This window comes from Alteromonas australica (genome assembly GCF_000730385.1).
GTDB lineage: Bacteria > Pseudomonadota > Gammaproteobacteria > Enterobacterales > Alteromonadaceae > Alteromonas > Alteromonas australica.
In genome coordinates this window covers 1,470,757-1,492,887 of sequence record NZ_CP008849.1, presented here as the reverse complement: position 1 = coordinate 1,492,887, position 22,131 = coordinate 1,470,757, and the positions used below count along the sequence as shown (strand labels likewise).

General features: G+C 45.3%; 22 protein-coding genes and 3 tRNA genes. 1 reads left to right on the top strand and 24 read right to left on the bottom strand.

Going from position 1 to position 22,131, the window contains the following annotated elements; all coding sequences use genetic code 11:
* Positions 1-133: 133 nt before the first annotated feature.
* The 16 genes from nadA to aspS form a co-directional block, all read right to left on the bottom strand.
* On the bottom strand, positions 134-1,189 hold the full coding sequence (gene nadA / locus EP13_RS06610; protein ID WP_044056614.1) for a quinolinate synthase NadA: 1,056 nt from the start codon (positions 1,187-1,189) through the stop codon (positions 134-136).
* Between the two features lie 237 nt (positions 1,190-1,426).
* A tRNA-Lys gene (locus EP13_RS06605) sits at positions 1,427-1,502 on the bottom strand.
* A gap of 88 nt (positions 1,503-1,590) precedes the next feature.
* Positions 1,591-1,666 (bottom strand) — tRNA-Lys (locus tag EP13_RS06600).
* Between the two features lie 24 nt (positions 1,667-1,690).
* A tRNA-Lys gene (locus EP13_RS06595) sits at positions 1,691-1,766 on the bottom strand.
* A 319-nt stretch (positions 1,767-2,085) separates the two neighbouring features.
* Entirely contained in the window at positions 2,086-2,880 is a 795-nt protein-coding gene (gene ybgF / locus EP13_RS06590) for a tol-pal system protein YbgF (protein WP_044056613.1), read from the bottom strand.
* Positions 2,880-3,446 (bottom strand): peptidoglycan-associated lipoprotein Pal, encoded by a 567-nt coding sequence (gene pal, locus EP13_RS06585; protein ID WP_044056611.1) that lies wholly within the window; start codon positions 3,444-3,446, stop codon positions 2,880-2,882. Before pal ends, ybgF begins: the two co-directional genes overlap by 1 nt.
* 40 nt (positions 3,447-3,486) lie before the next feature.
* Positions 3,487-4,842, bottom strand: coding sequence for a Tol-Pal system beta propeller repeat protein TolB (gene tolB, locus EP13_RS06580; RefSeq protein ID WP_044056610.1), 1,356 nt, complete (start codon positions 4,840-4,842; stop codon positions 3,487-3,489).
* 4 nt (positions 4,843-4,846) lie between these two features.
* Entirely contained in the window at positions 4,847-5,626 is a 780-nt protein-coding gene (gene tolA, locus EP13_RS06575) for a cell envelope integrity protein TolA (protein ID WP_044056608.1), read from the bottom strand.
* Positions 5,627-5,638: 12 nt separating this feature from the next.
* Positions 5,639-6,064 carry a protein TolR gene (gene tolR / locus EP13_RS06570; RefSeq protein WP_044056606.1) on the bottom strand — a complete coding sequence of 142 codons (426 nt, stop codon included), beginning with the start codon at positions 6,062-6,064 and terminating at the stop codon, positions 5,639-5,641.
* Positions 6,065-6,094: 30 nt separating this feature from the next.
* Positions 6,095-6,787 carry a protein TolQ gene (gene tolQ, locus EP13_RS06565; protein WP_044056605.1) on the bottom strand — a complete coding sequence of 231 codons (693 nt, stop codon included), beginning with the start codon at positions 6,785-6,787 and terminating at the stop codon, positions 6,095-6,097.
* Complete coding sequence (gene ybgC / locus EP13_RS06560; protein WP_044056603.1) at positions 6,777-7,175, bottom strand: tol-pal system-associated acyl-CoA thioesterase; 399 nt, start codon at positions 7,173-7,175, stop codon at positions 6,777-6,779. Before ybgC ends, tolQ begins: the two co-directional genes overlap by 11 nt.
* A 418-nt stretch (positions 7,176-7,593) precedes the next feature.
* Entirely contained in the window at positions 7,594-8,598 is a 1,005-nt protein-coding gene (gene ruvB / locus EP13_RS06555; protein WP_044056601.1) for a Holliday junction branch migration DNA helicase RuvB, read from the bottom strand.
* 26 nt (positions 8,599-8,624) lie between these two features.
* Complete coding sequence (gene ruvA / locus EP13_RS06550) at positions 8,625-9,245, bottom strand: Holliday junction branch migration protein RuvA (RefSeq protein WP_044056600.1); 621 nt, start codon at positions 9,243-9,245, stop codon at positions 8,625-8,627.
* A gap of 56 nt (positions 9,246-9,301) precedes the next feature.
* Positions 9,302-9,820: a crossover junction endodeoxyribonuclease RuvC gene (gene ruvC / locus EP13_RS06545; protein ID WP_044056598.1), complete on the bottom strand. Its 519-nt coding sequence runs from the start codon at positions 9,818-9,820 to the stop codon at positions 9,302-9,304.
* On the bottom strand, positions 9,820-10,260 hold the full coding sequence (nudB, locus tag EP13_RS06540; protein WP_044056597.1) for a dihydroneopterin triphosphate diphosphatase: 441 nt from the start codon (positions 10,258-10,260) through the stop codon (positions 9,820-9,822). The genes ruvC and nudB overlap by 1 nt, the downstream gene beginning before the upstream one ends.
* 3 nt (positions 10,261-10,263) lie before the next feature.
* Positions 10,264-12,024 (bottom strand): aspartate--tRNA ligase, encoded by a 1,761-nt coding sequence (gene aspS / locus EP13_RS06535; RefSeq protein ID WP_044056596.1) that lies wholly within the window; start codon positions 12,022-12,024, stop codon positions 10,264-10,266.
* A 166-nt stretch (positions 12,025-12,190) separates the two neighbouring features.
* On the opposite strand from aspS, the gene EP13_RS06530 reads away from it, so the two are divergent.
* Positions 12,191-13,120, top strand: a complete 930-nt coding sequence (locus EP13_RS06530) for a DUF72 domain-containing protein (protein ID WP_231497933.1) — start codon at positions 12,191-12,193, stop codon at positions 13,118-13,120.
* Between the two features lie 17 nt (positions 13,121-13,137).
* Here EP13_RS06530 and EP13_RS06525 read toward each other — a convergent pair whose 3' ends face one another.
* The 8 genes from EP13_RS06525 to EP13_RS06490 form a co-directional block, all read right to left on the bottom strand.
* Positions 13,138-14,478: a sigma 54-interacting transcriptional regulator gene (locus EP13_RS06525; RefSeq protein WP_044056595.1), complete on the bottom strand. Its 1,341-nt coding sequence runs from the start codon at positions 14,476-14,478 to the stop codon at positions 13,138-13,140.
* Positions 14,475-15,065 carry a hypothetical protein gene (locus EP13_RS06520; protein WP_044056594.1) on the bottom strand — a complete coding sequence of 197 codons (591 nt, stop codon included), beginning with the start codon at positions 15,063-15,065 and terminating at the stop codon, positions 14,475-14,477. Before EP13_RS06520 ends, EP13_RS06525 begins: the two co-directional genes overlap by 4 nt.
* Position 15,066: 1 nt before the next feature.
* The gene (locus EP13_RS06515; protein WP_044056593.1) at positions 15,067-16,464 is read right to left on the bottom strand and encodes a sensor histidine kinase; all 1,398 of its coding nucleotides are present in this window, start codon (positions 16,462-16,464) and stop codon (positions 15,067-15,069) included.
* A 98-nt stretch (positions 16,465-16,562) separates the two neighbouring features.
* Entirely contained in the window at positions 16,563-16,847 is a 285-nt protein-coding gene (locus EP13_RS06510; RefSeq protein ID WP_231401149.1) for an EF-hand domain-containing protein, read from the bottom strand.
* A 231-nt stretch (positions 16,848-17,078) separates the two neighbouring features.
* On the bottom strand, positions 17,079-19,160 hold the full coding sequence (locus tag EP13_RS06505) for a putative bifunctional diguanylate cyclase/phosphodiesterase (protein WP_044056591.1): 2,082 nt from the start codon (positions 19,158-19,160) through the stop codon (positions 17,079-17,081).
* A gap of 218 nt (positions 19,161-19,378) precedes the next feature.
* Complete coding sequence (locus EP13_RS06500) at positions 19,379-19,822, bottom strand: tellurite resistance TerB family protein (RefSeq protein WP_044056590.1); 444 nt, start codon at positions 19,820-19,822, stop codon at positions 19,379-19,381.
* Between the two features lie 97 nt (positions 19,823-19,919).
* Positions 19,920-21,572: an ATP-binding SpoIIE family protein phosphatase gene (locus tag EP13_RS06495; protein WP_044056589.1), complete on the bottom strand. Its 1,653-nt coding sequence runs from the start codon at positions 21,570-21,572 to the stop codon at positions 19,920-19,922.
* A 46-nt stretch (positions 21,573-21,618) separates the two neighbouring features.
* Positions 21,619-21,924 (bottom strand): STAS domain-containing protein, encoded by a 306-nt coding sequence (locus tag EP13_RS06490; protein WP_044056587.1) that lies wholly within the window; start codon positions 21,922-21,924, stop codon positions 21,619-21,621.
* Positions 21,925-22,131: the final 207 nt, after the last annotated feature.

Below are 22,131 nucleotides of genomic sequence, written 5' to 3'. Positions count from 1 at the left end.
TGTTTTGCATTGAGCAAAACATGTAACTCTGTGTTGCAATGTTGCAGCGCGCGTATAGTAGGTAAAGCGGGCTAGTTAATCAAGACGTAGCTTAAAAAAATCGAACAACTGCCCATTTAATGAACGCTTGAGTTTACAAACCCTGCTTTGCTTTTAAATCGGCGGAAAATGCCAACATGCGATCGAGTGGGATAAGGGCGCGTTCTCGTAAACTGTCGTCTACAAAAATTTCGTGGCCACTCGCGCCTTCTGTTAACGAGGCCTTAATCGCTTCTAAGCCGTTCATTGCCATCCAAGGGCAGTGAGCACAACTTTTACATGTAGCGCCGTTACCGCCTGTTGGAGCCTCAATAAAGGTCTTGTTAGGCGTAAGTTGCTGCATCTTGTAGAAAATACCCTTATCAGTTGCCACAATGAAGGTATCGTTGTCCATGGTTTGTGACGCTGCAATTAATTGGCTGGTAGAGCCGACGGCATCGGCCATATCAACCACACTGGCTGGCGATTCAGGGTGAACTAAGATAGCGGCATCTGGATACAGGGCTTTCATGTCTGCCAGCTTTTGCGCTGAAAACTCATCGTGCACAATGCACTCGCCTTGCCACATAAGCATGTCGGCACCCGTTTGTTTCGCAATGTAAGAGCCTAAATGACGATCCGGGCCCCAAATTATCTTTTTGCCTTCGCTGTCTAGGTGCTCAACAATTTCTAACGCAATACTAGATGTGACTACCCAGTCGGCACGCGCTTTTACTGCTGCCGATGTATTTGCATATACCACGACGGTATGATCAGGATGTTGATCGCAAAAAGCACTGAACTCTTCTACCGGGCAGCCAATGTCTAAGGAGCACGTTGCTTCTAGGGTTGGCATCAGTACTGTTTTTTCAGGGCTGAGAATTTTAGCGGTTTCACCCATGAAGCGTACGCCAGCCACGATTAAGGTTTGCTCTTGTGCATCGCGTCCAAAACGCGCCATCTCTAACGAGTCTGCTACACACCCACCGGTTTCCTCGGCTAGGGCCTGAATTTCATGGTCGGTGTAATAGTGTGCCACTAATACGGCATTGCGCGCTTTAAGCAAAGACTTAATCTCAGCTTTAAGTGCTGCCTTACGGGCATCTGATAATGGCTGTGGTTTAGCTGGAAACGGATACTCTACCTGTTCCACACGAAAAGCTACTGACATTGACCTACATCTCTGTTGCGACAAGGGCGTGGATTATACCCAACTGTCATAAAAATTACACACTACTTAGATAAGTACAATGATGTTTTTTTCAATGGTTTTATTCTAAAAAATTGAATATAAAGCGTACAGCGGGGTTAACATCCCTATGCGACGATTGATCATCTGTATGACTAGCATTAACGTTTAACAGAGTATTTTTTGACAAAGCATGGGAGGGAATAAATACGCACTTGATGGTGGGTCGTGCTGGATTCGAACCAGCGACCAATTGATTAAAAGTCAACTGCTCTACCAACTGAGCTAACGACCCATCAAGTGACACAACAACTGTTCGTGTTCTTTTGAACCGAACCACAAGCTTTTTATGGGCTTGAACTGGTTGCTTTGCTTTGAAATGATGGTGGGTCGTGCTGGATTCGAACCAGCGACCAATTGATTAAAAGTCAACTGCTCTACCAACTGAGCTAACGACCCATCATTTTGAGCTAGGAGAAGAAGTGGTGGGTCGTGCTGGATTCGAACCAGCGACCAATTGATTAAAAGTCAACTGCTCTACCAACTGAGCTAACGACCCTTCTTTCCTACCGTTGCCTGTGTCTTGGCAACGGCGGCATATAATACTCAGATTTTTTTCTGACGCAACCCAAAACCCCTTTTTATTTTCATTTTTCTGTCAAAAACCTTCCAAGCGGTCAAAATCAGTACAAATCGTTCGTTTATTCTTCCTTTACGGCAAAGATAACGTTGAGTTTGGGATGAATCGAGACGTTACTTTTTGTACACTTCTGTCCTACTCATAGGCAAAAAGTTTGTTCAAACCTAAGTACTTAGTATGAGTACACAAATTTTCTTAGGCTAGATTAAAAAAAACCTCTCAAATGAGAGGTTTTTATTTAAAGGTTGTTTAATCTCGATGATGCTAATCGCGTGGCCGAGGAGTTTGGATACTCATCGACAACTTGCTGAAATAGCTGTTTCGCTTGATTAATATTACCCGTGCGTTCAGCAATGACACCTAGCTTTAATAACGCGTCTGCCCGCTTACTAGAATCAGTAAAGCGCGTCACGACAGTATTAAACTGCTCACTGGCTTCTGCCCATTGCTGCTTATTAAACAACAATTGCCCAAGCCAATAGTGCGAATTCGGCGCATATTCACTATTAGGAAAGCGTTCTATGAACGATTGAAACGCAGGAATAGCTTTGTCGTATTCCCGTGACTTAAGAATAAGGTTCACAGCGCTGTTGTAGGCGTCTTCCTCACCCTGCTGGGTACCTTGCTGTAGCGCTTGGCTTGGCGTGGCTCCTGATGCGCTTACCGACGACGTAACGGCGTTACCTGTGGAGCTTGTGACGCCATTTTGCTTAAGCGCTTCTACCCGCTTATCTATTTCTAGATACAGCTCCCGTTGGCGCTCTAACACTTTTTCCAGCTCGTTGGTATTCACTTCTACCGCACCACGAAGTTCATCAACTTCATTTTGCATATTGTCTAGCTGAGCTTGCAAACGGTGCTGCATTTCAGTGCGGCTTTTTACGATCCGTTCTAATACTGCTATGCGCTGCTCGAGATCGTTACCGCCGTTAGCATCGTATACGGGTGCTTGCGCGCTTGCGTAACTGGAGACGACAAAGGCGGCACCAAAGGTGACGCCTAATTTAAGTTGTCTTAAAGAGGGATAAGCCATTATCGGTAAACAACCACTCCGCGACGGTTCTGTGCGAATGCATATTCAGTAGAACCCATTACCGCTGGCTTTTCTTCACCATAAGAAACCACTGAAATTTGGCTGCTGCTTACGCCAGCATTCATTAGGTAAGTTTCAACTGACTGGGCACGACGCTCGCCAAGCGCAATGTTGTACTCAGGGGTACCACGGCTGTCAGTGTGACCTTCAATTGTCACTTTCGTACCTGGATTTTTCACCAAGAATGCCGCGTGCTTATCAAGCAAACGTTGGAACTCAGGTTTAATACCTGAACTGTCGAAGTCGAAGTAAACTGTTTGTTCGTTCTTCAGCGCTTCCATTTCTTGCTGAACCATTTCTTCTTGACGCTTCAAACGCTGTGCAGCTTCTGCTTGCACACGCTCAGCTTCTGCTTCACGGGCTTCTGCTTCAGCGGCGGCTTGTTCTTGTGCTAAACGGTTACGCTCAGCGGCTAATTCTTCTTCGCTAGGACCTGAAGAACAGGCCATCATTGTCACCACTGGCAAAGCGATAATGAAGCTTTTCATTACTTTATTCATTTGCATCCTACTAATCCTTAAATTTTATTGTTTACTGTATCAGTGTTTAGAACAAAAATGGTGACCAACTTGGTGCTTTTACCTGCCCATCGGCTGCTGGTAACCTAGCTTTAAAACGCCCATCAAGAGAAACAAGCGATAACACTTGTGTACCCTCGTGTAGGGTGCTGTATATAATCATACTGCCATTGGGTGCAATACTCGGCGACTCGTCCAAATAGGTTCTTGTCAGCACTTGAGGTGAACTACCGTCTAACGGTTGCTTAGCAATATGGTAGTTCCCATTGGTCTGATTGACCACCACCATTTGCTTTCCGTCAGGGGTAATTGTACCTCCGAGGTTTTGCTCACCAACGAAGGTAACGCGTCTTACCTTCTTAGAATCTAAATTTACGCTATAAATCTGGGGTTTACCACCCCGTTCCGAGCTAAAAATTAACCCACTACCATCTGGCAGCCAGGCAGGCTCAGTATCAATCGCACGATTACGTGTAATTCTACGCAAGTTTTTTGTCGCAAGATCCATGATATAGATCTCTGGGTTTCCATCTTTCGACAACACCATAGCAAGTTGCTTGCCATCTGGCGAAAACGCCGGGCTACTATTTATACCAGGAAAATCGGTAACGCGGGTACGCTCACTCGTGTAAATATCCTGTATAAATATCTGCGGGCGACGATTTTCAAAGCTAACGTAAGCCAATTTTTCACCATCCGGCGACCATACTGGCGACATCAACGGCTCAGGAGACGAAAGTAAGCGCGTTTCGTTTTCCCCATCATAATCGGCAATAACAAGTTGATACGGCTTTTTGTGCGTATCTCTGTCCCGTACTATGACATAAGCAATGCGTGTAAGGAATGCGCCGCGTACTCCTGTCAGTTTTTCATATACGACATCACTAATTCTATGTGCATACTGACGGAAATCTTGACCATCAATTACCGCCTGGCGTGCAACAATAACATGGCTATTGCTGGTGACTAGCTCACCGTTTTTAAGCACTTGAGCTTGCCCACCATCTAATTGCCCTTTCAGCACATCGATAAGCTGGTAAGACACCACATACTTGTTTGCGCCCTGCTCATCAATACTGCCCACAAGCACGGTATCCACCCCCATTGTGGCCCAAGCACTATAATCAACATCTTCTGCCGTTTCAGGGTACTGTGGCATGTCATTGGTGGACACCGGATTAAATTTACCGCTGCGCATTAAATCGGCCATCACCACTTCTGAGATTTCACCGGGTAGTGCCCCTTGCCCTTTCCACTTAAAAGGAACAACCCCAATGGGCCGAGCACTGTTCATCCCTTCTGTGATGACTATTTCCAAGGTAGCGAACACCTTAGCACTAAACACCATTGCAATGGCTGCTATCCATAAACCTCGTATTTTCATTTCACTACAGTTCCACTTTTAAGTTGATATCTTTTAGCTGTTCGTACACATCTGGCGCAGTTGACACTGGTAGCTCTTCTGCTCGCCTGACGGCACTCTCGGCGGCGCGACATAAGGCATCATTACCGCCAAGTACACGAATACTGGTGACGAACCCTGTGGTCGCCAACTTTATATTTAGCCGGCACACCTTCCCTTCAAAACTATCGTCATAATAGAGGTTACGCTTAATAGTCTGTTGAATAAGCGCGGTGTACCTCTCTACCTCAGTGAGCACCTGCTTGCGACGTCTAGCTTGCTGCGCCGCTTGCTCCTGTGCTAACTGCTCTTGCATTATTCTTTCCATTTCCGCTTTTTCTTTCGCGTCTTTTTCTTTTTGTAAGGCTTCCGCCTTCTCGCGGGCCTCTCTTTCTTTGCGTTCTTTCTCTTTTTGCGCGGCTAATCGCTCTAATTCTTTTTGCCGCTTCGCTTCTGCCGCTTTTGCTTCCCGTTCTGCCTTCGCACGCTTAGCGGCTAGCGCCTGCTGGCGCTTTTGAGCTGCGGCTTCTTGTGCTTTACGCTGGCGCTCTGCTTCTTTGGCACGCGCTTGCGCTTCTGCTTGAGCTTGGGCACGCTTAGTATCGGCAATTTTTTGTGCATCTATAAACGTTGCTTCAATTAACGGTGCATTTGAAGGAAGACTAGGTAAGGGATCTGGCGAAAAACTGACGCTAATTAGCAACAGGGCCGCCACTACCGTGTGCAGCCCTAGGGATTTATAAATGGCAACAGATGATGCTGTCATAAAAGGGTTACCCTACTCCGGCTCTACAGGATCTGTCATTAACCCAACTGAGGGTACACCCGCACTTTGCAATAGCACCATTAATTGAATCACTTCGTTGTACGCAACCTGACCATCTCCCTTCACTACCACTGGCGTGTTTTCATCTTTTTGAAGCTGCGCTTGCACTATTGCTGCAAGTTCGTCTTTGTCGATAGGGGTTTCTTGGTCATCACCAACATTTAAATAATAGCGGCCTTTCACGTCTACCGACGCAATAATGGGGGGATTGTCTTCTTGCTCAATAGGGTTGGCACTTGCTTTAGGAAGATCTACCTTTACCCCTTGTGATATTAATGGTGCGGTCACCATAAAAATAATGAGTAGTACCAACATAACATCGATGTAAGGCACTACGTTTATTTCTGAAACCGGTCTTCTGCGTTTTCTCACGTACATAACAAGTCCTCGCTCGTGTGTGAAGTTAGCTTAGGCTTGTGGTTGTTGTGCTTGCGACGCCATGGCTTGGCGGTGCAATATGGCAGAAAACTCTTCCATGAAATTGCCATAGTTATTCTCTAACTTCTCAACCTGATGGCTAAAGCGGTTGTATGCAATAACAGCAGGAATTGCCGCGAATAAACCAATCGCTGTGGCAATCAAAGCTTCAGCAATACCTGGCGCGACCATTGCCAAGGTGGCTTGTTGCACTTCACCTAGCGCGATAAAGGCATTCATAATTCCCCATACGGTTCCGAAAAGGCCAATATACGGGCTAATGGACCCTGCGGTGGCGAGAAAAGGCAGTCGACTCTCTAATTCTTCTACTTGGCGCGACATGGTAACCCTCATAGCACGATAGGTACCATCAACCACACCATTTGTGCTGGTGTTCGACTTCCTCAAACGGACAAATTCTTTAAAACCCGCACAAAAGATGCTGCCCATGCCAGTCAGGTTGTTTCGCGCAGAAAGTTCTTGATAAAGACGGTTTAAATCTGCTCCTGACCAAAACTTGTCTTCAAACTGGCGCATTTCTTCTCGTGCTCCTGATAACGCTCTACTTCTTTGAAATATAAATGTCCAAGAGGCAATGGATACACTCAATAAAAGCAGCATGACCAGTTGAACGATAAAGCTGGCCTGTAGAAAAAGTCCGATAAAAGTAAGATCAGATGACACGCGAAATTTCCCCTAATAATGTACGTGGTAAACGTCTGGGCTTCATTGAGTCCAGATTAACACAAGCAACGAGCACCTCGGCGGTGACCAATATCGTTTCTTGTTTATTTTTAATGGTTTGTTTAAACGTCATGCTAGCGCCTTTTAATTCTACAACCTGAGAATCAATACTCAACAACTCATTAAACCGAGCAGGCGCATAATTATGCATTTCAACGCGTTTGACGACAAAAGCGACCGATTGTTCCATTAATGTGTCTTGCTCGAAGCCTAAGCTACGTAACCACTCTGTACGGGCTCTCTCCATAAACTTTAAATAATTGGCGTAGTACACAATACCACCTGCATCGGTATCCTCGTAATACACCCTCACCTGATGTCGATGCATAACTATTCCTTTACCGTCAATAAAATTAATCTATATATACAAAAATAACGCACAACCCAACGGCAACTCATCGCTAAATTTCACCGCCACATCCTACTATAAACGCCACTTTAAATCATTTTTTGACGCACGATTAACATACAAATAACACATTAGATATTCTAATGAATTAAAACAATTTTACTCAATTGTAAGAATTCTGCGCTTACCTATAATACGCAGCATCAGTCGTACAGAGCGTAATGGTGGCAAGCACGGTTACGCTAGAGTTTTTCTCTTGTAAGACATGAGTTCCCTGGATTTATTTCCTTCAACACTTGTTGTTTTCGCCCGCTCAAATGAGCGGGCTTTTTTTTGCTTTCAATCCTTTGTTTTGAATAAAACATGGCAGTGCTTTAACACTGCCATTAGAAAAGGCTTAATTTGAAGGTGTAAAACCAAAATGAAGATAGGCTCGTTGCGATACTATTCGGCCTCTGGGAGTGCGTTGTAAAAACCCCTGCTGAATAAGAAACGGTTCAATGACGTCTTCGATGGTTTCTTTTTCCTCACCGATGGCGGCGGCCAAGTTATCCAACCCTACAGGCCCACCGTCAAACTTCTCTATAATGGCAGTTAGCAATTTACGATCCATGTAATCAAAGCCTTCTTTATCCACATCCAGCATATCGAGAGCTTTAGCCGCTATCTCAGCGCCCACCGTGCCATCGGCTTTAATTTCAGCATAATCTCGCACCCGTCGAAGTAAGCGGTTTGCGATACGAGGCGTACCTCTTGAGCGACAGGCGACTTCCTGAGCGCCTTCTTCACTCATGGATAAATTCAAATAACTTGCGCTTCGTGCGACTATGCTGGTGAGATCTTTAACGGAATAAAATTCCAGACGCTGTACTATTCCAAACCTGTCTCTTAGCGGTGATGTTAGAGAGCCAGCACGGGTGGTTGCGCCCACGAGAGTAAACGGAGGTAAATCCAGCTTAATTGACCTAGCCGCAGGCCCTTCGCCAATCATAATATCCAGTTGATAGTCTTCCATGGCGGGATAAAGTATTTCTTCCACAACGGGGCTTAATCGATGAATTTCGTCGATAAAGAGTACGTCGTTACGCTCTAGGTTTGTCAGCAAGGCCGCTAAATCACCTGCCTTTTCAAGTACCGGGCCTGAGGTGGTTTTAATGTTCACGCCCATTTCGTTAGCCACAATATTGGCTAACGTGGTTTTACCCAATCCTGGCGGGCCAAAAATGAGCAGGTGATCTAAGGCATCGTCACGATTGCGTGCCGCTTGAATGAAGATTTCCATTTGCTCACACACATGGGGCTGACCGGTATAATCGTCCAACATTTTTGGCCGAATGGCGCGGTCGATAACTTCATCTTCGCTGCTAGCATCCGGCGTGATAAGTCTGTCGGCTTCTATCATGATTGCTCTGCTTATTTAAATGTAATTTATATGGCCGCTTTGAGGGCTTCACGAATAAGCGCTTCGCTTTCCATGCCTTCGCTATACACGCTGTCGACAAGCTTACTCGCCTGCGCAGGTTTGTAGCCAAGTGCAATAAGCGCGCTTTGTGCTTCTTCACGGGTATCGTTCACTTCAACAAAGGTATTGGCAGATAACAAATCGCTACTCGGTGGCGGTACTGCAATACTTTGTGCTTTACCAAACTTAGCTAATCTGTCTTTAAGTTCAACCACCAAACGTTCTGCAGTTTTTTTACCTATACCGGGCAAGCTCACTAAGGCTGACACATCTTCGTTTTGTACACTGGCAAGAAATTGCGATGCTGACATACCCGATAATATAGCAAGCCCTAGTTTTGGACCGACACCATTAGCTTTAATCAATTCGCGAAACAAGCCTCGCTCCATCTTATCGGCGAAACCAAAGAGTAACTGCGCGTCTTCCCGTACCACGAAATGGGTATACACCACCACTTCGTCGCCTACTGCGGGAAGTTGATAGAAGCTGGTCATAGGCATATGAATTTCGTAGCCAACACCGGCTACATCAACAAGAATTTCTGGTGGCTGTTTTTCAGCCAACGTACCGCGAATTCGTCCAATCATGAAAAGTCTCTTTGCTTAGCTTTATAAAAGCGAAAGTTAGGATTGGTTCTAGCAGATTACCGTAGTCGGCCACGTACCGTTTTACGTGCTTGCCCCGCCATATTAATAAGGCTTTGTTCAGTATTGGCATGACACAAGGCAACCGCTAAGGCATCAGCCGCATCGGCTTGTGGCGTACCACTTAAATTCAATAGATGCTTCACCATGTGTTGCACCTGTGTTTTATCGGCACTGCCCTTTCCTACCACAGCTTGCTTTATTTGCCTTGCACTGTATTCAGCCACGGGCAAACTTGCCTGCGTTGCCGCCACTATCGCTGCCCCTCTTGCTTGGCCCAACTTTAAAGCTGAATCGGGGTTTTTCGCCATAAAGACTTGCTCAATTGCAAATTGCGCAGGCGAATACTGTCGAATAATGTCACTAATGCCAGTATAAATATTCGCTAATCGCGCGGGTAATTCTGCCGTACCAACACGAATACAACCGCTGGCTACATACACCAATTTACCTTGCTTTCGCGCAATTAAACCGTAACCGGTAATCCTAGAACCTGGATCTATACCCAGTATAACCATTAAGGCACACTCGGTACAAACAAAGATACCGCTTCTTTATTTGAGGGGGACCACAAACGGGCTAATGCATCTTCTTTGGACACCCATTCATACTGAAGATGTTCAGTAAGCACGAGCGGAAGCGCGCTGTCTATTTGTAATGAGAATACGTGCTCGGTATTAAATACCGTACCTGGAGGATAGCGGTGACGCCAGCGGTTACGTATTTCGTATTTGTTTTGTTTGTTATGGTTATTCAACACAAAGCCGTGAATATTGGCATCGATACCAATTTCTTCTGCCACTTCACGACGCGCCGTTTCAGCGGGAAGCTCCCCTTCTTCCAACGCACCGGTTACCGATTGCCAGAAAGTGGGATCGTCTTTGCGCTGCAGCAATAGCACTCGGTGGTGTTGGTCATACAACACCACCAGCGCTGATTCTGGCTTTTTATAGGCCATAAATTAAGATTGCTTCTTCACCGTGGCGATAGCTAAGTCTTCAAGCTGCTGCGGATTAGCAGGGCTTGGGGCGGACGTTAGCGGGCACGCTGCCGTGGTGGTTTTAGGGAATGCCATCACATCACGAATAGAGGTTGCCCCGGTCATAAGCATAACCAAGCGATCTAACCCGAATGCAAGCCCTGCGTGTGGTGGCGCACCAAAACGAAGTGCATCCAGTAAGAAACCAAACTTGTTCTTCGCTTCTTCGTCGTCAATACCAAGAATATTGAATACAGCCGACTGCATGTCTTCATTGTGAATACGTACCGAACCACCACCAAGCTCTACTCCATTTAGTACCATGTCGTAAGCATCTGACAATGCATCAACGGGGTTGGCTTTAAGCTCGTCAGGTGTTAATCCACGAGGTGCAGTGAAAGGATGGTGGATAGCATGAAGCTGGCCATCAAACTCTTCAAACATTGGGAAGTCTACAACCCAAAGTGGCTTCCAGTCACCGTCGAGTAAGTCGAAGTCTTCGCCAAGCTTAAGGCGAAGCGCACCCATGGCTTCAGTCACTACGGTATAATTATCTGCGCCGAACAGCAGAATATCACCAGCCTGCGCACCTGTGCGCTGAATAATGGCATCAGTAATATCTTCGCTTAAGAACTTAAGAATAGGCGATTGCAAACCTTCTTGGCCTGGTGCGAGTTCATTGACTTTAATCCAGGCTAAGCCTTTCGCACCATAAATACCCACAAACTTTGTGTATTCATCAATTTGCTTACGTGACAGCGACGCACCGCCTGGGACACGTATAGCAGTTACACGGCCTTTCGGGTCTTTTGCTGGTCCGCTAAACACTTTAAATTCAACGGATTCAAGCAGGTCTGCCACATCGGTTAATTCTAATGGGTTGCGTAAATCAGGCTTGTCGCTACCAAAACGTTGCATGGCTTCGGCGTAAGTCATGCGCGGGAAGTCACCTAAATCAACATCAAGCATTTTACTAAACAAATCACGAATCATGCGTTCAGTGATAGACATAACACCGTCTGCATCTAAAAACGTGGTTTCGATATCAATTTGAGTAAATTCTGGCTGGCGATCGGCGCGTAAATCTTCGTCACGGAAACATTTTACAATTTGATAGTAACGGTCCATGCCCGACATCATCAGCAGTTGCTTAAACAACTGAGGAGATTGCGGCAGGGCAAAAAACTCGCCTTTATGAGTACGACTAGGAACTAAATAATCCCGCGCACCTTCAGGGGTTGCTTTGGTTAGAATAGGTGTTTCAATATCTAAAAAGCCTTCTTCTTCTAGGAAGCGACGAACAGCACCAGTAACTTTGGCACGAAATTGCAAGCGCTGGCTCATTACAGGGCGACGAAGGTCAAGGTAGCGATAACGAAGACGTTGCTCTTCCGAATTTTCCTGATTCCAATCAAGAGGCAACACATCCGCTTTATTGATGACCTCTAGGCCTGTCCCTAGAATTTCAATTCCGCCCGTGCGCATATCTTTATTCATTTGGCCTTCGGGACGTGCACGAACTTTCCCCGTTAGCTTAACGCAAAATTCACTACGTAGCGTATTGGCAACCGCTAATACATCAGGTAAATCAGGGTCGAACACAACCTGTACAATGCCCTCGCGATCGCGAAGATCTATAAAGATAACGCCACCTAGGTCGCGACGCTTGTTAACCCAGCCACAAAGCGTGACTTCTTGTCCAATGTAAGATGAATCGATATTCCCACAGTAATCTGTGCGCATGGTCCTTGACCCCTGATATTTTTTCTTGCTTAACACTATGGTTAACTGGCTTTGTAGCGCGTTAGAAATGCTCTACAATGGCGCTCAAATTTGCGCGGCGTAACCATCTTGCTCAATGTATTAGTTTAAAGGCCGCATAGTATAAACAAATGCGCCGTAAAGCCCAATGACAAATGTAAACTATCCCACTTCTGGCAATAATGAGGTTTCTGGTATCACGCACAACGCCCATTCCCTCCCTCCCGTTTTTATCGGCTTGCCTATGTGGCAGCATAGCCATTGGCCGCAAACCTGGTTTGCCGGCCTGCCAAAAGCGCAAAGTCAGCTCGTTCAATACGCACAAGAATGTAATACGGTTGAAGGGAATACCACCTTTTACTCGCTTCCTCATGCCGATGCGGTAGAACGCTGGGCTGCTTCTGTACCCGAGCACTTTTCGTTTACCTTTAAATTTAGTCAAAACATCACTCATGTTCATCAATTGAAGCATTGCGAGGAAGACGTTCAAGCGCAGTTAGCTCTGTTGGCTGGGTTAAAAAACAAACTGGGCCTAATGATGGTGCAACTCCCCTCCCAATTTGGCCCTCAAAAGCTCAATGACCTCGAGCGCTTTTTGACAATGCTGCCTGACACTATAAGCGTAGGTGTGGAAGTTAGGCACCTTGATTTTTTTGCCAAGGGTGAAGCAGAAAAGGCATTTAACCAGTTACTAATTAGGAATAATGCGAACCGCATCATGATGGATACCCGGGCACTTTTCACCGGCCCTTGTCACGACACGCTATTAAAAGAGGTAAGAGAAAAGAAACCCCGAGTGCCTGTGAATGTCATTGCAACCGGCGATAAACCAGTTGTGCGCTTTGTCGGCAATAATAACGAGGTAGACAACGAAAGCTGCTTACGACCTTGGGTAACGAAAGTGCATCAGTGGCGTTGCCAAGGGAAAACGCCTTACGTGTTCTGTCATCGTCCAGACAATAAAGACGCCCCTTGGTTGGCGCAGTTATTCATCGATATGTATAACACCGCCTTCCCAACAACGCCTTTACCTAACCTTTCGCTAAAGGTGAACCCCACACAAGATGCCTTGTTTTAATGCAGCGTGGATAGCCGTTAGCGAAAATCCGCCGCATCGAGTTCGTGTTTCTTCATCAGCTTGTGCATGTCAGTTCTATTTCTACCGGCTAACTCTGCGGCACGAGTCACGTTGCCATCAGTCATTTTAAGTAACTTGAATAAATACTGTTGCTCAAACGCGTCTCTGGCTTCAGTCAGTGTAGGCCAACTTTGCTTGGTGGCAGATAACGCCTGCTCAACCAAATGCAGTGGAATAACCGGCGTTTGCGTAAGCGCCACACATTGTTCAACCACATTCACCAGCTGACGCACGTTCCCAGGCCAAGACGATGTGACTAACTGCTGCATCGCATCATCGGAGAATTGGCTAACATTAACCCCATGACGCTGAGCACTTTGTTGAAGCAGTGAACGTGCAAGCAGAGGTATGTCTTCACTGCGCGCTTTAAGAGAAGGCAGCTTTAAATTCACCACGTTTAGTCGGTAATATAAATCTTCCCGAAAAGTACCTTCTTCCATCTCTTTATGTAAATCTTTGTGCGTGGCCGAGATAATACGCACGTCAATATCGACATGTTTACTGCTGCCAACTGGCCGGATTTGACGTTCTTGTAAGGCCCGCAATAGCTTCACTTGTAACGTCATTGGCATATCACCAATTTCGTCTAAAAATAAGGTGCCCCCATCGGCCTCTCGGAACAAACCAGGATGAGCTGATACCGCCCCTGTAAATGCCCCTTTGGCATGACCAAATAATTCAGATTCCAGCAAGTTTTCCGGCAGTGCGCCACAGTTAATGGCCACAAAGGGTTTATTGTTTCGGTTGCTCGCTTTGTGTATCGCATTGGCTAATAATTCTTTACCTGTGCCGCTAGCACCGCTTATCAGTACAGACACTTCTCGCTGTGCAATACGATAGGCTTGGTCAAGTACATTCAGCATATCTGGCGAGCGAGTGATGATATCTTTCGCCCAATCCCCAGGCTGAGCCGCTTGTGACTGACTCAACGCTTTTTGCAAAAGCGTACGCAGTTCGTCATGATCAACCGGTTTAGGTAGAAAGCCAAACACACCGCGCTGCGTGGCAGAAACAGCATCGGCAATGGTGCCGTGGGCTGTCATCAAAATAACCGGTATGTCTTTTCTGATGCCCATGATTTCTTCAAATAAACTAAGGCCGTCTAACCCAGGCATACGAAGGTCGCTGAGTACCACGTCATAACTGTCGTTTTGTAATTTTTTAAGTGCACTTTGCCCGTCTTCAACAGCGGTCACTTGATAACCTTCTCCTTCAAGGCGAATGGTTAATAGACGCAAAAGGCTTTTATCATCATCTACTAGCAGTAGCTGTGGCTTGTCGATATTGGGCTCATTCACTGTTGATTACTCCTGCTCTTGTCCATCAGTGTTGCTTCTATTTGTAATAATTCTTCTAATTTACGCTGCTGTGCGTCTAGTTCTTTTTGTAACGCTTTTAATGCCAGCGCATTGTGCGCATTTTCTTTACTCAATACGCTCATGGCCGATTCTAGTTCCATCTGCTGTTTATTCGGTTTAACAGCAATGGTTAACAGTAAGGTTTTAGACAGTTCAGTAAATTGACCGGTAATATCGTCTAACGCTAGCTGGGCACGCAGTTTATCCTGATACGGTGTATCTGTCGGTAAGGTGAGAAAAAACTGACGCAGTTTGTCTTCCTCGGTTTTCCCTAATTGGGCGATGGCTTCTTTTCGTTCACTCCACGGCGTACTGTCAGCATCTAACCACAAATTCACCCAAAACCTGACATCGCAATTCGCAGGGAAACCTTCTGGCGCATGGGTAAACCAGCAAACGTTGTGCTCAACAACTTGCGGCTGAGTCGGGGGTGTTTCTTGCGGCGTCACCTCAGCCGTTTTAGATTCTGACAGGACACTACACGCTGACGTCAACGCAATCGCCAGCATCAATACTATTATTCTCATTTTATTTTTCCTGTTGCGGAATTGTCACTCTAAAGCATACATCGGCATAGTCTACATCAACTACCTTAACATCGCCGTGCATTAAGCGCGCACAATCGGCAACTATCGACAACCCTAGTCCTGTTCCAATAACATTGTCGTTTCTAGGCTCCGCACCTCGTGTGAAAGGTTCAAAGAGGGTAGCCACCGAGGACTGAGGAATTTTTTTGCCTCGGTTGGCAACGTCTAATACAGTGAACTTGCCCGCTTGATAAATATGTACGTTGATGGGTCTACCCAATGCACCATGTGCCACAGCATTGGACACCAAATTATCAAGAATTCGGCGAAATAATTCTTCATCAATCCATGCGCTATCTACATCAACATTCACGATGACTTCACGTTCTTGCAATGCCAGTGCATAGTCTTCCAAACAGGCATCCACCAGCTTTTTAGGTTGCGTTTGCACGTGTTTGGGTTGCGCTTGTTGCAATAGTAAGTTGTAGTCTAATAGCTTTTCCACCAAGGTATTCAGGCGTTGCGTACTGCCGGTAAGTAACGAAAGCACTTCCTGCTGAGCATTATTTAATTCACCCACCACATTTTCAGACAATAAACTACACCCCTCTTTAATACTGGCCAGTGGCGTCTTCAGCTCATGGGCTGCATGGCGCAGTAATGCGGTTCTGATGTGTTCTAGCTGCTGAAGCCTGTCATGCAACCAGTGAAGATCTTTTTCAACGTCAATCAGCTCTCTGGGGGCGTGGCGCGATAATGGGGGCAAGTCCCCTTTTTGGTGAGCCACAATACGAATAATCTGCTTTAATTTATTGACTGGATTAACAATAAGTTGGCTGCCAAGTAATATTAGCAACAAAGACACACTCACCAGCATGGCTGTTGACCACGCTTGCTTCGCTTGCATGGCGTTTAAATCGTCTTGCTGAACTTTAACGCGGTTTGCAATGGCATTTTCAACTTCCCCTCGTAGCGCAGTAACGCTACTGGACACCGACGCTAAATAGGCATTTAGTAAGAGTTGATCTTCTATATTTCGATAGTCTGATAGCTGAGACAATTGTTCGAAGAGCGGGTCACAAGTGGCAGGAACCGACAGTGCTTGGCATAAATTATCAGCCGCCACTGCGAATTGGTCGAGGGCGTTATCAGACAGCGCAGCGACTTTTTCATTTCTAATCACCGTAAATTGACGAATACTACGCTCTAGTGCCGTCACCGCACCATCCAAACGCTGCATATCGCCGACCACGTCTACCACATAACGGGTTTCTAACGTGGTCATTTTCCCCACTTTCGCTAGATCACTTTGACTTTGCCAAAGCAATGCAATGAGTGGAATAAGTGCCAGTACAAAGCTGCCTAACGTAAGTTGGCGTAGCGAACCGAATTGAACCAGACGTTCGCCAAACGAGAATTTGTCGATCAGAACCTTATCCTTTCTAAATTATTACCTTACCGATAAAATGTGTCGGGAAGGTCATCTGCCCTACGGGACTAATCCCCCGCTTTGTTAGGAGCGGTACTGCCTGGGGTGAGTTTACTTTTTGCCAACTCAGTTTCCGTTAATTTGCCATCTTCGTTGTCGTCAATTAATCCGAAGTTACGCAAAAGCTCAGTATGACGTACCGCTTCTTTCAGTGATATGACACCGTCTTTATTAACGTCTAATTGCTGCATTAACCGTTGTGCGGCGGTGGCGTTTGCCTCTGCCACCATAATCCCTTGAAGGGCTGCTATGGTAAGTAACAATAAAAATACTTTCTCTCGCCGTTTCATCATGAATCCTCCGCATTGCTGCATATCTATAAATCCCTTATTGCGCTCTTCTTTTTACTCAACCCCTGGCGCGTCACTCATTATTAGCATAGCTAATTTCGCGCCAATGCAAAATAAACCATAAATAATAACAACTTAACGCCCACCTTTCCGTTTAACGCTTAACACTATGTCTCTTATTGGTAACACTTTCACCCATAGTTGTGTAAATCGGGAGAGCCTGAAACACAAACACTATTGCTTATTCACCAAAGCGGCAACATCAAATGCGGCGGGCATTTCAAGTAAAGTAGAAAGGGGGACAGGTTTACTGAACATATAACCTTGAATTTGATCACACCCGTGTACGGTGAGATATTGCCACTGGAACGGACCTTCAATGCCCTCTGCACATACACTCAAAGATAGCCGTTTAGCTAAATCTATAATTGCCCCCGTCACCAGTTGGCTGCGCTCAGAGGTTTCCAATTCCCGTATAAATTGCTTGTCTATTTTTAATGTATCTATACTTATTTGCGTAAGATAACTTAACGATGAATAGCCGGTTCCAAAGTCGTCCAACGCAATCGCACAGCCCATATTACTCATCCGTTTAAAAAACTTATTGGATAACGCAAAGTTTTCTAGATAGGCCGACTCTGTCACTTCAAATTCTACGTATTCGGGATTAACCTGATACGATTGGAACACCGTATAAATATTATCGAATAGATGGCTGTTGCGTAAATCATGCCCTGATAAATTAATGGACACCCGAAACCGCTTATTTAGCCACTGCCGTAAACGGGGTAAATCTTCACTAACACGCTCTATTACCCATTGCGTTATGGCACTTATCTTTCCGCCTTGTTCAGCAATTGGAATAAATTCACTCGGCATTACCATACCGAATTCTGGGTGTTCCCAACGTAGCAAGGCTTCTAAGCCCACTATCTCAGCGTGCTTATTAACCTTAACTTGGTAGTACACCTCAAACTCGTTTTGGCTTAGGCTTTGCTCAATGGCGTTCGCTAAATGCAACTTCCGCTTATGGGAAGCCACCATATCCAAGGTAAATACGGTAAAACTGCCCCGCCCTTTTGCCTTTGAACGGTACATTGCTAGGTCAGCATTACTCATTAACTCACTTAAGTTGTAGTGCGCATCTGCTGCTTTGGCGATACCAACACTAACCCCCACCGTCAGCGACAAGCCTCTTAGGTTGAAAGGTTGTTCAAATGCAGCAATAAGACGAGAGGCTAAACTTTCAATACTGGCATCTCTCACATCGCGGTCAGGTAAAATAAGAAACTCATCGCCGCCTAAACGCGCCACAAGATCCCCTTCGCGAACCAGGTCGCTCACCCTATCTGCCACTTCAATAAGAATTAAATCGCCGGTTTCATGACCTAATGAATCGTTAATGCCTTTAAAGCCATCTAAATCAAAAAACAGCAAGGCTAAATCATCATTGTTACGCTTTGCTCTGGCTAACTCTAGTTTAAGGTTATCAAGTACAAACTGGCGATTGGGTAAGCCGGTTAAACTGTCATAATTCGCTAATCGAGACATTTCGTCTTGCTGTTCAATTAATATTTGTTTTTGTTCATGATTAATAAGTAGCTCTACTTCAATCATTTCAAGCAAGCGGTTAATGCTGTCGCCAAGGGCTCCCACTTCGTTGTTGTCCACTAGGTGGTTTCTAAGCGCATAGTCTTTTGTTTCGATGACCGAGTGCGTAAACGACGTTAAATTCGTCAGCGGCTTTAGTAAACGGTGTATCCAATACAAACTGCAAAGTACGCAAAACAACCAAAATGCAAAAACAAGCGGAAAGATTTGCCAAAGTAATGAGGAAATACCGCTAGACACCGACGATTTGGTATCAAAAAATAAAACCAGATACCCATCGGGGTATATGTCTTCCCCAATCGTATGCCTTACCGCAATTGCATGCTGATCGTACGAGCTGCCCTCTGGTAAGGCCTGAACGTCAGCCTGTTGAAAGAATGGCTCGATAAGCCGTTGGCCTACTCGCCCAGCTTGTTCTTTTATGAGTGTAGCGTCGCTGTTATAAATACGGGCCCCAATAAAATGGTCATTGGTGCTGAACAGAGAAACAATTGTTTGGGTAAATTCTTCAGGCAGGTTTACATCTGTCATGTGGGGCTGAATCATCGTCGCCACCGCTTCACTATAAGTGCTGGCATGCTCTTTCGCTGACGCCACATAGGTGATTTTGTGCTCGCTGACTGCCAACCACAGAACTAATAACGCCATTAAAGACAACGACACTGTGATGATAATACCCACAGGCCCTTTGATAGACTTAAACACTTAAACGTCCTCATCTTTCTGCCCGTTTAACGTGTTTTGGGTCAGAAAAGCTACTGCAACTTAAAAAATACCAACTATTGACTAATTGACAAGTAAAATAAAGCCGACGTTTATAGCATATTTTAAATTAAAAGGTGAATGTTTAGCCGTTTCATCGCAAGTTTGGGTTGATATTCGTCAACCCAATAAGGAGGGATTCGGGTTATTCGTATTTATACTTACACTTCACCATCGGTAACCGCCAATTTGGTTTTAATAAATTGACTATGGGGTATGTGAAGCAAGTCTGCAATGCGACGAATAGTATGTTCTTCAATAGGCGCAATCGCGTTGTCTGCATAGGCGACTTCCCACAAACTTTTTAATATGGTGTGTTTTTGCTGATTGTCGCAATGCGTATTAATGACTTGGGTAAATTGCACCAGGTCTACCGCTTCCTCAGCAGAAGCCTGCCCTTCTTTCGCTAAGGTCGCCAGGGCTTCTTGGGAAAGGGAAAATTGCCTATAAAGCTGTTTCTTATAAGCTTCTAACTCAGCCTCTTCGATGTTTGTATCTGCGCGTATAATCTCACTTAATAGTGAAGCGGTAGCAAGTTCCACGGTAAGCTCAGGTTCTTGTGTGGACGCATGAGACTCAAATAATTGCAGTAACGAACGCAACATAACGGTTTACTCCTAACTTTACTCAATTCGTTTTCACTACATATCACAACTTTGAATAAATACGCCGCGTATGCGCTCAAAAGTAGAGATACATCGTTCAGTTAGTAACGTTTGTCTTTAGTAAACAGATTATTTTGCTGCCACCTTCTTCAAAGAGAATGTCATGACATAAGCTTTTTATCAGCGCTAACCCACGTCCAAACGTCGCTTCTTCACTGGGTTGAGGAGAAGCCTGGTATTCAAAGCCTTCACCGCTGTCTTTAACCGACACTTTAATGAGGTTGTCTGTAGGTAATGCTGTGATGTTAATATTAATAAAACCATGCTCAAGCGCAGCTAAACGTAACTCCCGCTCAGCATAGTAGTGAGCAAACCCTTCTGTTGAATGTTTAATTGATGAATCCATTTTTAGAATGCCATGTTCCAACGCATTGCTAAACATTTCAGAAATAACCGTAAATAAGGTTGAACGCACCAACTGGATTCCACTGCATTGAGATGCGACTTGCAACACCCGCTGTAATACTCCTTCCAGCTTTAAATGCTGATGTGTCAACGCTATATCAATAGAGGCCGGAATATCTAATTCAACAGGGGCGCATTTGTGTAACGCCAACGGCTGGCTTTTAAACACCACAACAGTAACATCGTCATCGAAAACATGATGATTATTGTAGGATTTCGCATGTTGATAAAGCCCATTGGCAGTGACCACCGCGCTATGAAGGCACCACTGCCGAATCCCCTCTTCTCCTAACATTTCTTTTTTATCGTTGGTGACTTCCATCAAACCATCGGTATAGCAAACGAGTTGGTCGCCATGGCGCATGGTTAACGTGTCGCTATCACTATTGAATTCTTGGCTTTCAAGAATACCCAATGCCATATGCTTGGCGTTTAAACGGCGGACGTCTCCATTTTCGGAGACCAACAACATTTCTGGCATCCCTCCCTGCCACAACGTAAGGCGCTTGCCGTCTGCACCAATTTCACCAATCACTGCCGCCATAAACATATCGGCAGGTAAAAAGCGTAAAAGCACATTGTTTAATTCTAACGCGAGTTCACTCACCGCGAGACCTTTCGCGGTCATTTCCTGAAAGGCGCGGGTGACGGGGAGTGCGCCAATGGCAGAGGCAAGGCCATGGCCGGTAAAATCTCCCACGAGAAAATAGAGTCCGCCACTTGGGCTGGGCTTACAAATAAACACATCACCATTAAAGGTTTCAGCAGGCGCTAGGTGATGATCAAAATAGGTGAGGATCTCGTCTTCATTAACAATGGCGTGGCTGAAGATGTGCTCAACAATGGCATGTTCGCGAGCCACTCTTTGTTGGTAGAAACGTAACGCTTTGTTTTGCTCTTCTATTCGAGCGCTTAACGCCCAAATTTTCTCATGGGCTTTAATTTTCGCGGTTAGAATATGTTTGTCAAACGGCTTGGTGGCAAAGTCGTTGCCGCCAACTTCGAGGCATCTGACTAAGCTTTCTTTATCGTCTAATGCTGTAATGAATAATATTGGAAGATAGCGGTTTTTAACATGCTCTCTTATTTTTGGCGCCACCTCAAACCCGGTTAAGCCCGGCATAATAACATCCAACAAGACTAAGTCGGGAGGTTGTTGGACGATGATATCTAGCGCGGCTTCTCCGCTTTCAGCTTCAATGCAATCGGTAAATCCGGCCTCACGCAACATGCACAATAACAGTGTACGATTAATTTGCTCATCATCAACAATCAGTATTTTCATGCTATTACGTCAATTAAAATTCGCGGCATTAATAAACTGTCGCCCATTATCGTAGCGTAAACTTTTTATCAAATCGGGAAATTTGCAAAATACGCGCAACAGGTGGTCTAGCGTTTACAATGCTGTAAGTGAGATCTTTCCCTGTCAGCGCCTTTTGCATATTTAACAGCATTCCGAGGGCAGAGCTATCCATGTATTCTGTTTTCGCTAAATCTACCGAGATATGGTTAATACCGCTAGGCAAGTCTTTATATGCTGCACGAAACGCCTCGACTTTACTGAAATCGAACTTTTCCCCTATATCCACTATGAGGGTTTGATTGTCGCCACTGACGCGAGTATTCACATCCATAATGCCTCCATTATTCGCAAGTGCGGTTGGTGCGCAAAATTTCCAATAACGGTCATCTAAAAAAGAGTTTCTGATAAGAAAGTAAGCGCTTATTTGCTATCATTCATAGTAGCTTAGTTTAAAACCTATGCCAGCGATGTGTTTTTATCAATTGGTCTAACGCTAGACAGCACATCATTGGCTATAAAAGGGGTCATGAGCACTTTA

Excerpts from the sequence above, each read along its gene's own strand:
- nadA (WP_044056614.1), bottom strand. The coding sequence starts at position 1,189 with ATGTCAGTAGCTTTTCGTGTGGAACAGGTAGAGTATCCGTTTCCAGCT.
- ybgF (WP_044056613.1), bottom strand. The coding sequence starts at position 2,880 with ATGGCTTATCCCTCTTTAAGACAACTTAAATTAGGCGTCACCTTTGGT.
- pal (WP_044056611.1), bottom strand. The coding sequence starts at position 3,446 with ATGCAAATGAATAAAGTAATGAAAAGCTTCATTATCGCTTTGCCAGTG.
- tolB (WP_044056610.1), bottom strand. The coding sequence starts at position 4,842 with ATGAAAATACGAGGTTTATGGATAGCAGCCATTGCAATGGTGTTTAGT.
- tolA (WP_044056608.1), bottom strand. The coding sequence starts at position 5,626 with ATGACAGCATCATCTGTTGCCATTTATAAATCCCTAGGGCTGCACACG.
- tolR (WP_044056606.1), bottom strand. The coding sequence starts at position 6,064 with ATGTACGTGAGAAAACGCAGAAGACCGGTTTCAGAAATAAACGTAGTG.
- ybgC (WP_044056603.1), bottom strand. The coding sequence starts at position 7,175 with ATGCATCGACATCAGGTGAGGGTGTATTACGAGGATACCGATGCAGGT.
- ruvB (WP_044056601.1), bottom strand. The coding sequence starts at position 8,598 with ATGATAGAAGCCGACAGACTTATCACGCCGGATGCTAGCAGCGAAGAT.
- ruvA (WP_044056600.1), bottom strand. The coding sequence starts at position 9,245 with ATGATTGGACGAATTCGCGGTACGTTGGCTGAAAAACAGCCACCAGAA.
- ruvC (WP_044056598.1), bottom strand. The coding sequence starts at position 9,820 with ATGGTTATACTGGGTATAGATCCAGGTTCTAGGATTACCGGTTACGGT.
- nudB (WP_044056597.1), bottom strand. The coding sequence starts at position 10,260 with ATGGCCTATAAAAAGCCAGAATCAGCGCTGGTGGTGTTGTATGACCAA.
- aspS (WP_044056596.1), bottom strand. The coding sequence starts at position 12,024 with ATGCGCACAGATTACTGTGGGAATATCGATTCATCTTACATTGGACAA.
- EP13_RS06530 (WP_231497933.1), top strand. The coding sequence starts at position 12,191 with ATGACAAATGTAAACTATCCCACTTCTGGCAATAATGAGGTTTCTGGT.
- EP13_RS06520 (WP_044056594.1), bottom strand. The coding sequence starts at position 15,065 with ATGAGAATAATAGTATTGATGCTGGCGATTGCGTTGACGTCAGCGTGT.
- EP13_RS06510 (WP_231401149.1), bottom strand. The coding sequence starts at position 16,847 with ATGATGAAACGGCGAGAGAAAGTATTTTTATTGTTACTTACCATAGCA.
- EP13_RS06500 (WP_044056590.1), bottom strand. The coding sequence starts at position 19,822 with ATGTTGCGTTCGTTACTGCAATTATTTGAGTCTCATGCGTCCACACAA.
- EP13_RS06495 (WP_044056589.1), bottom strand. The coding sequence starts at position 21,572 with ATGAAAATACTGATTGTTGATGATGAGCAAATTAATCGTACACTGTTA.
- EP13_RS06490 (WP_044056587.1), bottom strand. The coding sequence starts at position 21,924 with ATGGATGTGAATACTCGCGTCAGTGGCGACAATCAAACCCTCATAGTG.